The sequence below is a fragment of the Paratissierella segnis genome (assembly GCF_014385195.1).
Classification (GTDB): Bacteria; Bacillota; Clostridia; order Tissierellales; family Tissierellaceae; genus Paratissierella; species Paratissierella segnis.
In genome coordinates this window covers 99,345-110,482 of the sequence record NZ_JACRTG010000020.1, presented here as the reverse complement: position 1 = coordinate 110,482, position 11,138 = coordinate 99,345, and the positions used below count along the sequence as shown (strand labels likewise).

13 protein-coding genes and 1 riboswitch are annotated in these 11,138 nt (G+C 31.0%); all 13 genes read left to right on the top strand.

Annotation, left to right across the window (positions count from 1 at the left end; all coding sequences use genetic code 11):
* Positions 1-279 precede the first annotated feature (279 nt).
* Complete coding sequence (ltrA, locus tag H8707_RS09800; RefSeq protein ID WP_262429974.1) at positions 280-1,560, top strand: group II intron reverse transcriptase/maturase; 1,281 nt, start codon at positions 280-282, stop codon at positions 1,558-1,560.
* A 352-nt stretch (positions 1,561-1,912) separates the two neighbouring features.
* Entirely contained in the window at positions 1,913-2,485 is a 573-nt protein-coding gene (locus tag H8707_RS09795) for a manganese efflux pump MntP (RefSeq protein ID WP_262429973.1), read from the top strand.
* Positions 2,486-2,512: 27 nt separating this feature from the next.
* Complete coding sequence (locus H8707_RS09790) at positions 2,513-2,746, top strand: hypothetical protein (RefSeq protein ID WP_262429972.1); 234 nt, start codon at positions 2,513-2,515, stop codon at positions 2,744-2,746.
* A 126-nt stretch (positions 2,747-2,872) separates the two neighbouring features.
* A complete protein-coding gene (locus H8707_RS09785; RefSeq protein WP_262429971.1) occupies positions 2,873-3,442 on the top strand; it encodes a TetR/AcrR family transcriptional regulator in 570 nt (189 codons plus the stop codon).
* Between the two features lie 155 nt (positions 3,443-3,597).
* Positions 3,598-4,254, top strand: coding sequence for a TIGR01906 family membrane protein (locus tag H8707_RS09780; RefSeq protein ID WP_262429970.1), 657 nt, complete (start codon positions 3,598-3,600; stop codon positions 4,252-4,254).
* Positions 4,242-5,177, top strand: coding sequence for a hypothetical protein (locus H8707_RS09775; protein ID WP_262429969.1), 936 nt, complete (start codon positions 4,242-4,244; stop codon positions 5,175-5,177). Before H8707_RS09780 ends, H8707_RS09775 begins: the two co-directional genes overlap by 13 nt.
* 27 nt (positions 5,178-5,204) lie before the next feature.
* Positions 5,205-5,299, top strand: a riboswitch (THF riboswitch).
* A gap of 62 nt (positions 5,300-5,361) precedes the next feature.
* Entirely contained in the window at positions 5,362-5,913 is a 552-nt protein-coding gene (locus H8707_RS09770; protein ID WP_262429968.1) for a folate family ECF transporter S component, read from the top strand.
* Positions 5,914-5,921: 8 nt separating this feature from the next.
* Positions 5,922-6,515, top strand: coding sequence for a flavodoxin family protein (locus H8707_RS09765; RefSeq protein ID WP_262429967.1), 594 nt, complete (start codon positions 5,922-5,924; stop codon positions 6,513-6,515).
* 134 nt (positions 6,516-6,649) lie between these two features.
* Positions 6,650-7,222, top strand: coding sequence for a phosphate propanoyltransferase (gene pduL, locus H8707_RS09760; RefSeq protein ID WP_262429966.1), 573 nt, complete (start codon positions 6,650-6,652; stop codon positions 7,220-7,222).
* A gap of 9 nt (positions 7,223-7,231) precedes the next feature.
* A complete protein-coding gene (gene deoC, locus H8707_RS09755; RefSeq protein WP_262429965.1) occupies positions 7,232-7,882 on the top strand; it encodes a deoxyribose-phosphate aldolase in 651 nt (216 codons plus the stop codon).
* Between the two features lie 75 nt (positions 7,883-7,957).
* Positions 7,958-8,392 carry a YhcN/YlaJ family sporulation lipoprotein gene (locus tag H8707_RS09750; protein WP_262429964.1) on the top strand — a complete coding sequence of 145 codons (435 nt, stop codon included), beginning with the start codon at positions 7,958-7,960 and terminating at the stop codon, positions 8,390-8,392.
* 138 nt (positions 8,393-8,530) lie between these two features.
* Positions 8,531-9,793 carry an EF-P 5-aminopentanol modification-associated protein YfmF gene (gene yfmF, locus H8707_RS09745; protein WP_262429963.1) on the top strand — a complete coding sequence of 421 codons (1,263 nt, stop codon included), beginning with the start codon at positions 8,531-8,533 and terminating at the stop codon, positions 9,791-9,793.
* A gap of 31 nt (positions 9,794-9,824) precedes the next feature.
* Positions 9,825-11,105 carry an EF-P 5-aminopentanol modification-associated protein YfmH gene (gene yfmH, locus H8707_RS09740; protein ID WP_262429962.1) on the top strand — a complete coding sequence of 427 codons (1,281 nt, stop codon included), beginning with the start codon at positions 9,825-9,827 and terminating at the stop codon, positions 11,103-11,105.
* The last annotated feature ends 33 nt before the right edge of the window (positions 11,106-11,138 follow it).

Below are 11,138 nucleotides of genomic sequence, written 5' to 3'. Positions count from 1 at the left end.
AATAAAGCTGCGCTAATCGGATATTATGCGTTATAAATACGTGAGCGGAATGCGGTGAAAGTCGCACGTTCCGTTCTTAGGAGGGGGAAGGATTGAGAAGTCACTCCCCTATCCGACAGCTAAAGTTTTTTTTTAGTGAAGGACTGAACAATTAAAGAGCACAATACAAAATGGATGTAGCTTGGATAGTTTGATTGATACAGGTGAAAACGTACAAGGAACCCAAGGTCACTAAATTAAGATGTTTCCAAGCGAGCGAAAAGGAGTAGAATGCACATTATGAAATTACTAGACAAAATACTTGACCGACAAAATATGTATCAAGCCCTCAAGAGAGTATGTTCAAATAAGGGTACAAGTGGAGTCGATGGGATAACCATCGACGAAATTGATGAGTACATTAGAGAAAATTGGCAAGAGATAAAAGTCGAAATAAAAGAAAGACGTTACAAACCACAACCAGTATTAAGAGTAGAAATCCCAAAACCTAATGGTGATACAAGAAAGCTAGGAATACCAACAGTCATGGATAGGATAATACAACAAGCAATAGTTCAAGTAATAAGTCCCATTGCAGATAAGGGGTTCTCAGACTTCAGCTATGGATTTAGACCATGCAGAAATTGCGAAATGGCTGTATTAAAATTACTAGAATATTTTAATGATGGTTATCTATGGATTGTAGATATTGATTTAGAAAAGTTCTTTGACACTGTCCCACAAGACAAGTTGATGAGCCTAGTACATGATATCATAGATGACCCTGATACAGAGTCATTAATCCGAAAGTTCCTTCAAGCAGGAATAATGGATAGAGGTAAATATCTACCATCAGAAACAGGTACACCACAAGGGGGAAATTTATCTCCTTTGTTAAGCAATATCATGCTAAATGAACTTGATAAAGAGCTGGAAAGTCGTGGACTAAATTTTGTACGCTACTGTGATGACTGCATCATAACAGTAAAAAGTAAATCAGCAGCAAAAAGAGTCATGGAATCCGTAACCAGTTGGATTGAAAGAAAACTAGGACTAAAGGTTAATGCATCAAAGAGCAAAATTACTAGACCACCTAATCTCAAATATTTAGGTTTTGGGTTTTGGAAAGACGGAAGAGTCAACCAATGGAAGGCAAGACCCCACCAAGACTCAATCAGAAGATTTAAAGATAAGCTCAAAGTCCTAACACAAAGGAAATGGTCAATCAGTTTTATAGAGCGATTAAAGAAATTAAATCAAGTGATAAGAGGCTGGGTGAACTATTTTCTAATAGGTTCAATGAAAACTGCTTTAGCAGAGATAGACTCAAGGCTTAGAACAAGACTGAGAATGATAATCTGGAAAATGTGGAAAGTACCTTCAAAAAGACAATGGGGATTACAAAAGTTAGGAATTAGCAAAGACCTAGCAAAATTAACCTCATATTGTGGAGATAGGTACTATTTTGTAGCAACAAAAACCTGTGTATCAAGAGCAATATCTAAGAAAATATTAATCCAAAGAGGGTTAGTCAGTCCATTAGATTACTACGAACACAGGCGTAATGTTAGATTTAATTGAACCGCCGTATACGGAACCGTACGTACGGTGGTGTGAGAGGGAAAATTTATTTTTCCCTACTCGATTTAGAATAAAATCTGTTTAGAATAGTCAAATTTAATTTTATTTGTTGAATTAAACAGAAGATTATTGATTTTAAAATACAAATTATATAATATGTTGTTCTATTCCACAAGATTTACTTAATGTTGTAATGCTTTAACAGTATGGATTATTTGAATGTTTATTCATATGCAATGTTCGGGTAATTTATGATTACAAGAAGAAATTATTGATATATCAAGAACTTACTTCCTTGTAAAGTATAAACCGATAGCAGGTGGTCATTATTGAATCATTAGAGATTATTGCTTTGGCTATAGCAGCATCCCTTGATTTATTTGCAGTTATGAATATTGAAGGTGCTATGTTGTATGAGATAGATAAGAAAAAAGTCTTTAAAGTTTCCATATTCTTTGGAAGCTGGATGGCATTGTCGCTTTTATTAGGGAATATTTTGATGAATAAGATTATCGATATTGGCATTTTTGAAACCAAGATAAGTACAACACGAATATTCTTATCAATTGTTGCATCTGCAATATTCTTAGGACTTGGCATTAGGATGTTTAAAAAGAGTTTGGAAGAGGACAATATATTTGAAAGACGCTTAGAATCCATTAATACTAAGAGAATAGCTTTACTTGCCACAATTACCAGCATTGATGAATTCTTGATAGGAATAGGAATTTCGCTTATGGACATGAAGCTGAATACTATCATTATTCCAATATTCGTTATAAGTATAGCTTCTGTTATTGCAGGAATATATATTGGCTACCATTTTGGCTATGAGCAGAAAAGGAAAGCTTATATAACAAGTACAGTGATACTTCTAACGGTTGGTATATTACTTGTTATAGATGTGTTGAAGATGATTTTTTAAAATAAATTGTGAAAGGGGGGATTAAGAATGACAGAAAATAATAAAGTTGAGAAAAAAGAAACAAAATTTAATGACAAAACCGGTAAATGGTTAGGATGGCTAGCCATTATAGCTGCAGTTATTGCTTTCTTCTGGCAACCAACTGCAATGAGTATTATTGGTATTGTATTGGGAATCATTGGCTTATTTTCACCTCAAAGGACTCTCAATGGAATAGCAGTAGCTATAGGTGTTATTGCCCTAATAGTGGGTCTGGTATAACATAGATAGCAAATGTTTACAAAAGCTCTCTGCAATATTTTTGCAGAGAGCTTTTGTTGATTTTATATCAATCTTTATGGGTATGAAGTTATTGGTAACCAATATAGTGAAAGGATTATAGAGGAAATGAGCCAAAAAAAGATTGATATAAAGAATAAATTGGCACAGAGCTTTAAGGAACAAATGCTAAAACACCCTTTTGAAAAAATAACCATAAAAATGATTACGGACGATGCAGGTGTGATTAGGCCTACTTTTTATAATTATTATCAAGATAAAAATGCAGTTTTTGAAAACATTTTAAAGGAAGAATTATTTGATCCCTTATATGCTCTTGTCGACATTGGTATGGAAAGAGAAGCAATACGTATGATTTTTACTTACTTTGGTAAAAATCAGGAATTTTATAATCGTGCTTTTAAAACAACAGGTCAAAATTCTTTTGAAGAAATTTTGGTGAATATGCTAACAGAATTTCTATTTCATATTTTTGATAAACGAAGTAAAAAGATAAATAATAGCGTTAAATCACTTTCAAATAAAGACATTGCCGTCTATTATACCGTAGGTCTTGTCTATGTACTGAAAATATGGATGCTTCAAAATTCCAATAACGATAATTCAATAGACAAGATAATAGATGCTTATCATTTTTTAGTAAGTCATTCACTCACAGATATCTTTGAAATAGATTGAAATACATATGACTATAAAAATAATTATTTCCATTATTGATAAATGAAATTGTTTATAGTAAAAAATAATTATATGAATTATTTAGCCTAGAAAATTAATAAGAAATAGATATTATATTGTGTTATTATAAGATTATTACAAGTGGAGGTGTTATTTTGAAAAAATCTTTATCAATAATTTTAATAATTTCTTTATCCTTAACCTTTCTGATGATAAGCATAGAAAATAATGCTTACAATAAAAGCTATTATATAAAATCTTATTACAAATACAATATAGAAAATGAAACAGGAAAAGATATAAATGAATTAGGGAAAATTACAGACAATATCATAGTATATCTAAAAGGAAAGGGTAATGACGGAATACTGAGCCCCTACTTCAACGAAAGAGAAGTTCTACATATGAGAGATGTTCAAACGTTATTTAGATATGAAAGAATAGCAAAATATATATTTGGCATCATTTCCATTATAATTATGGGTTATTTTGGCTATAGAAAAGAGAATGCATTATTAGGTAAGACTTTGTCATTGGGATTATTTGCAAATCATGTTGTTTTGTTAGCGCTTATTCTATTGATTATATCATCTGACTTTAATAAATATTTTACGATTTTTCATCAAATCTTTTTTTCCAATGACCTATGGTTATTGAATCCTGAAACGGATTTATTGATTCAAATGTTGCCTGAACAGTTTTTCATTGGAATGGCTATGAAAATAGGCTTATCTTTCTTAATATATTTGTCAATACTACAGATAGTAGGCATTTATTATATTAAGAAAGGTAGAGAGAAATGGAAGGAATAATTAAGAAGTTAAAGGGAAAATATTCTCAAAATAAACAAGAAACTATAATTAGAAATTATTATTCAAAAGAAATTAATAAAGGGAAGACATATAGAGCTCAGCACTTGGATCATGTTCTATTTATTTTATTGCTATTTTTTATACTTACTTTAGTTTTAATAATAAGATCAAATAGAATATTGTTGCCAATTTATATTAGCTTGATATCTATATTTTTTATTGCCAATAGTGTAAATGTCCTAAATAAAAAGAAGATGAAAAAAAAAGAACTAGCTATCAATGAAGACTTAAAAAGCAGAAGGGTTATTAGAGAGCTGACTCAGTTAAATAGAGAAGAATTTATACTGTATGTTAAGGATTTGCTAGATGAATTTTATTCCACTGAATTTAGATTAGGTGAGGATGGTGTTGACTTTTCAGGATATATAAACAACAAAAATTATGGAGTTAAATGTATCAAATCTTCTTTAGAAGACAGAATTTTATCCAAAAAGGTGGGGGAGTTTAGCAATTTAATAAATAATTTAAATTATGATGAAGGTATTATTGTTACTAATTCTTATTTTCAAGAGGACATAAAAGATAATACTTCATTAATATTAATTGATTTTTTGGGTATAAAAGAAATACTAAAAAAAATTGATAAATTTCCATCTGACGAAGAGATCAGAAATTACATTATACATAGATATGATGACAGAAAAAGTACTGTTACAAGTCAATTGAAAACTATCACCTTTGGGAAAATTGTCAGACTCTATGGTACATTTGCAGTTTTTTATTTTATATCCTTTTTCGTTAGGTATGGATTGTATTATAAAATTATGGGAGTGGTGGTATTTATTATTGCGACAATATTAGGTGGTATAAAGTTTACTGAATACCAAAGAGTAAAGAAAAACAATCTTTACATAAGTAAATAACTATTATATAATGATTTTGTCCAAACTGACAGAGTAGGTAAAGAGCGTCAAGTGTTAAGGGATGGGAAGTTGCCCTTAAACGAAAGAAACGCATTCTGCGATTCTTTACCGCGTCCGCTGAGCATTAAAGAACTCTTTTCTTTAGTGTGACAGTATTCTGTCAAAATAAGAAAGGAGAATAAAAATGAATAAAAAAGTTTTTATGGACACAAAGACTATGGTAAAAGCAGGATTCCTAACTGCTATTTCTATTGTACTCACAAGGTTTGCTTATTTTTATGTACCGCTGGTAGGGGGTATACCCGCATTAAGGATTAGCTTCGGCGAAGCCCCTATAATGATGTCAGGATTTTTATTTGGGCCTGTCGTTGGTGGTATTACAGGTGTTGCAGCAGATATAATTGGTGTATTAATCAATTCTCAAGGTGCATTTCATCCGGGGTTCACTCTCAGTTCAATGTTGTGGGGAATGATTCCCGGCATATTTTTATATCTTTTTAAAAATAAGAAAGCATATGAAAAGATATACTCTTTTAAGAATGTTTTAGCGGTAGTTTTTACTTGTTATATTATAATATCGTTAGGGCTAAATACATTATGGCTGTCTACTATGTACGGCAAGGGCTTTTTTATTCTGCTTCCTGGTAGGATTATAGGTGCCGTTTTTAATATTCCAGTTCAAACAATTGTAATTACGACCTTATTGAAATATCTTAAAGGATTTGTAAGGGCTTAGGTGATTGGATGAAGAAAGTTTTTGCTTTGATGGGTAGCCCAAGGAAAAATAAAAATACCGATAAATTATTAAATTTTTTATTAGAAGGAATTAGAACCTTGGATTATGATATTGAGAAAATATATATTAAGGATTTGGACATACATTCATGTACTGGATGTGATCATTGCGGAAAATATGGAAATTGTGTTTTTAAAGATGATATGTCTATAGTATATGATGGATTTGACAATAGTGAAATAGTGATATTTTCGGCTCCATTATATTTTAATTCAATTAATGGAATGTCAAAGAATATAGTGGATAGATGTCAAAAATATTGGTCTATTAAATATTCCTTAGGTAAAAATTATAAGAGGAATGAAAGAAGAAAGGGGATATTTTTGTCCGTTGGAGGGGCACCTTATACTCACAATCATTTTGATGGAACTGTCGGCGTTATGGATTTGTTCTTTAAGGCTATCAATGTTGATTATATTGGCAATTATTTTATTTCCAACACAGATGAAACTCCGATAGAGGAGAGAATAGATGTAATTAATGAGATTAAAGAAATTGGTGAGAATATTGATAAAGTGGGAAATTTCTATATACATAGATAGAATTTTCCTATTTAATTTTATTACTCATGAGCTCGAGGCGTGGATTTCTCTTTATTCATTCACTTTAAATCATTTGATTTAAAGTGAATAAATTGTATAATATATATAGTATAGAAAATAACGAGGAGGATTTTATGAAGACAAAATTACCAATTGCATTATCCAATAAACATATCCATTTAAGTCAAAATGACTTAAATATATTATTTGGAGAAGGATATGAATTAACAAGATTTAAAGATTTATCACAACCGGGTCAATATGCTTGTGAAGAAAAAGTTGATATAGTAGGACCAAAAGGCACCTTAAAGGGTGTTAGAATATTGGGACCTGTTAGATCAGATACACAGATTGAACTCTCAATATCCGATTCATTTGCTTTAGGAGTTAAGCCTGTAGTTCGAAATTCTGGAGATATTTTAGATACTCCCGGTGCAAAGGTAGTAGGACCAAAGGGAGAAATTGAAATAGATAAAGGAGTTATAGTAGCTGCTAGACATATTCATATGTATACAAAAGACGGAGAGGACTATGGAGTTAAAGATAAAGACATTGTAAGCGTTAAAGTTTCAGGTCCAAGAGGGCTTGTGTTTGACAATGTTTTAGTTAGAGTAGCTGAAAACTTTGCACTTGAAATGCATGTTGATATAGAAGAAGGTAATGCTGCAGGCGTAAGAAACGGAGATATGGTAGAAATAATTAAATAGGAGGGTATTATGAACAATATATCGTCAATGATTGATCATACATTGCTTAAAGCTGATGCTACGAAAGAAATGATAGAAAAACTTTGTAGAGAAGCTATGGAATATCAATTTAAGGCAGTATGTATAAACCCGACTTATGTGGAGTATTGCACTCACCTCTTAAAGGACTCAGACGTCAAAGTTGCTACGGTTATAGGATTTCCTCTTGGAGCAAGCACCAAAGAGGCTAAGGCTTTTGAAACCTCAGATGCTATAAATAAGGGTGCAGAAGAAATAGATATGGTAATAAATATAGGTGCCTTAAAGGATAGAGACTATAAAAAGGTAAAAGATGAGATTGAAGCTGTAGTCGATGCCGCTAAAAGCAAAGCTATAGTGAAGGTTATTATTGAAACATGTCTATTGACGGAAGAAGAAAAAATAAAAGCATGTGAATTGTCAATGGAAGCGGGAGCAAATTTTGTTAAGACATCAACAGGCTTTAGTACTGGCGGAGCAACAATTGAAGATGTTAAACTTATGAAATCTGTAGTTGGTGATAGTCTTGAAGTCAAGGCTTCAGGCGGTATAAGGGACTTGCAAACAGCAAAAAACATGATAGATGCAGGTGCTACAAGATTGGGAACCAGTTCCGGGATCAATATTGTAAAGTCAATCTAAAAATTTTTTCATAAATTTTTCAATCCCTGTTATAAAATACTAATTATTTGTAAAACTATAATTGGGAGGGATTATATGAAAAAGAAAATACTGATACTAATTGTTTTGACACTAATTTTAAACATTGGATGTACGAATGATCAAGGCAGTTTAAAAGAAGAGCCTTTAGTTTCTACAGAGGCTCAAGATAGAGGAATCATTGAAAAGTCTGAGTCTATTTCTGATTTAGTTGTAGAACTGTATGGTGTAGACGATGCAACGACAGTTATATTAAATAATGTGGCATTGGTTGGCGTTAAATTATCCTATGATAATAAATTAGATGATGACATAAAAGTAACAATAACTGATGCAATTAAGGGATTCGACAGCGAAATAACTTCAGTTAAGATTACTCAGGATAATAAATTATTTAGACAGATTGACGATATTATGACCCAGCTGATATTAGGCAAGTCCTATGATGAATTAGTAGATGAAATAGGTAGAATTTCTGAAAAGATAAAATAATGTTTAAGCGGAGTAAATTACTATCATCCTATTATAAAGTTGAGATAAATTCTCTTTTATCTAGGATGATTTTTCTTTATCCGATTTATTAATTGAACTTAATTTGGGTATAGTAAAGGTATTGAAGGAGGTTTTTAAATGGATTTAAAAGTAGATAAAATAAAGCTTGGAAATGGCATCAACTTAAATTTAATATATACTGATAAATTTAAGTCTAATTTGTTGAGCTATTATATAGTAAGACCTTTAAACAGAGAAGATGTCACTAAAAATGCATTGCTGCCTTTAGTATTGAAAAGAGGCAATCAGAAATTGAATACTACATTGGAAGTTGAACAAAAATTGGATGAACTCTATGGATCCAATTTGAGTTTAACTGTAAATAAAAGAGGAGAAAAGCATGTAATTAGATTTACTCTTGAATGGGCCGACGGTAGTTATTTTAACGATGACAGTTACAATTTAAAGACCATTGATCTGTTAAATGACATAGTATTTAATCCATACTTAGAAAACGATTCGTTTAGTAAGGAATATGTACGTCAGGAGAAAGAAAATTTAAAGGATAGGATAGAAGGAAAAATAAATTCTAAAAGGTCTTATGCAGTAGATAGATGTATTGAGGAGATGTGCAAATCCGAGGCATTTAGTTTATACTCTTTTGGCTATGTGGAAGATTTACCATCAATTGATGAAAAGAATTTATATGAACATTACAAAAATGTTATAAATAATAGTCCTATAGAGATAATCTATGTAGGTAAATATGATGAAAAGTTGATCAGTCATATAAAAGAAAGCAACAAAATGAATAGGCAAAATATTATTTATTTATCAAGAGAAAAAATTGATTATGACATTGAAGAAGTTAATGTAGTCAGGGAACGATTGGATGTTAATCAGGGCAAATTGGTATTAGGATATAGAACGGGAATACCTTTTGAAGAAAATTTGTATAATGGACTATTAATTGCAAGTGATATTTTAGGAGGCGGACCTAATTCAAAACTCTTTAGGCATGTACGGGAGGAAAATAGCTTAGCATACTATATAGGCTCTATGGTAATAAAGTATAAATCCATATTACTCATAGATGGCGGAATTGAATTTGAAAATTACGACAAAACTACTAAGATCATAAATGAACAAATTGAAAAAATGAGAAACGGCGATTTTAGCGATGATGATATTGAAATTTCCAAAAAGGCAATAAAGGCATCTACTGAATCCATTAAAGACAGTACTTACTTGATTTCCGAATTCTTTTTTAGCCAGCAATTGTCGAATGACTTCAGAAGTTTAGAAGAGGTTTTAAATGATATTGATAACGTAAATAGAGAAGACATTATAGAGGCATCAAGACATATTGCATTGGACACAATCTATTTTATGTCTAAATAGTAATAAATAGTAATACTACGGAGGTGTTGAGTTGAATACTATAGTTAATTCAAGAATTGATGAAAAAGTCTTATATGAAAAATTAGATAGCGGTTTGAAAATATTTTTTATGCCAAAGCCAGGTTTTAGTAAAAAATATGCAGTATTTTCAACAAATTATGGCTCTATAGACAATAATTTTATACCAATCGGAGAAGAAGAAAATTTGGTGGTACCTGAGGGGATAGCTCATTTTCTTGAGCATAAATTGTTTGAGGAAGAAGATGAAGCTTTATTTGAGAAGTTCTCCAGACTGGGGGCTTCGGTTAACGCATTTACAAATTTTAACCAAACATCTTATCTTTTTTCAACAACAGATAATTTCTATGAGAGCTTGGAATTATTAGTAAAATTTGTTCAAAGCCCTTATCTTACAGATGAGAATGTGGAAAAAGAAAAGGGGATTATATCTCAAGAAATCAAAATGTATGATGACGATCCGGGATGGCGAGTATTTTTTAATTGTTTAAGAAGTATGTATGTTAATCACCCTATCAGGATAGATATAGCCGGTACCGTTGAGAGCATAAATACCATTACAAAGGAGTTATTATACAAAGCTTACAATACCTTTTACAATCCTTCAAATATGGTGCTGTTTATAATTGGAGATCTTTCTTTTGAAAAGATAATTGAGGTGGTCAAAAGCTCTGAAAAGAAATTTGAAAAGAAAGAGGAGAATATAAAGAGAATATATACAGACGAGCCAAAAGAGATAAATGAGAAATTTATAGAGGAAAAAATGGTGACATCAACGCCGCTATTTTATATTGGGTTTAAAGACTCTGATTTGAATTTGATGGGGAAAGATGCAGTTAAGAAGGATTTAATCACAAATATAATCCTTGATTTATTGTTTTCTCCAAGCTCATTATTTTATAATGAACTTTACAATGAAGGACTAATCACCAGCAATTTTGGAGCATATTTCACAGGGAAAAGAACATATGGACATTCATTAGTAATTGGTGAATCACATAAACCCAAAATAGTTTATGAAAAAGTATTAAACTTAATAGATAAAAGGGGCGAAGAAGTTCTAAAATTAGAGGATTTTAATAGAATTAAGAACAAAAACCTTGGAAATTTCCTTATGGGGCTCAACTCTATTGAATTTATAGCAAACAATTTTGTCGATTTATATTTTGATGATTTCATTATATTAGATTATTTGGATGTAATGGAAGAAATCCAGTATAATGATATATTAAAAAGATTTAAAAATCATTTTACAAGGGGAAACGTGGTTTTGTCAATAATAAATCCTATTTAGATTGATATTTTGTATGGTATAATGAAGACTGTA

What these genes read in the sequence shown, in the direction of transcription:
- H8707_RS09770 (WP_262429968.1), top strand. Translation starts at nt 5,362, where the DNA reads ATGAATAAAAAAGTTTTTATGGACACAAAGACTATGGTAAAAGCAGGA.
- yfmF (WP_262429963.1), top strand. Translation starts at nt 8,531, where the DNA reads ATGGATTTAAAAGTAGATAAAATAAAGCTTGGAAATGGCATCAACTTA.
- ltrA (WP_262429974.1), top strand. Translation starts at nt 280, where the DNA reads ATGAAATTACTAGACAAAATACTTGACCGACAAAATATGTATCAAGCC.
- pduL (WP_262429966.1), top strand. Translation starts at nt 6,650, where the DNA reads ATGAAGACAAAATTACCAATTGCATTATCCAATAAACATATCCATTTA.
- H8707_RS09765 (WP_262429967.1), top strand. Translation starts at nt 5,922, where the DNA reads ATGAAGAAAGTTTTTGCTTTGATGGGTAGCCCAAGGAAAAATAAAAAT.
- deoC (WP_262429965.1), top strand. Translation starts at nt 7,232, where the DNA reads ATGAACAATATATCGTCAATGATTGATCATACATTGCTTAAAGCTGAT.
- H8707_RS09775 (WP_262429969.1), top strand. Translation starts at nt 4,242, where the DNA reads ATGGAAGGAATAATTAAGAAGTTAAAGGGAAAATATTCTCAAAATAAA.
- H8707_RS09785 (WP_262429971.1), top strand. Translation starts at nt 2,873, where the DNA reads ATGAGCCAAAAAAAGATTGATATAAAGAATAAATTGGCACAGAGCTTT.
- H8707_RS09750 (WP_262429964.1), top strand. Translation starts at nt 7,958, where the DNA reads ATGAAAAAGAAAATACTGATACTAATTGTTTTGACACTAATTTTAAAC.
- H8707_RS09790 (WP_262429972.1), top strand. Translation starts at nt 2,513, where the DNA reads ATGACAGAAAATAATAAAGTTGAGAAAAAAGAAACAAAATTTAATGAC.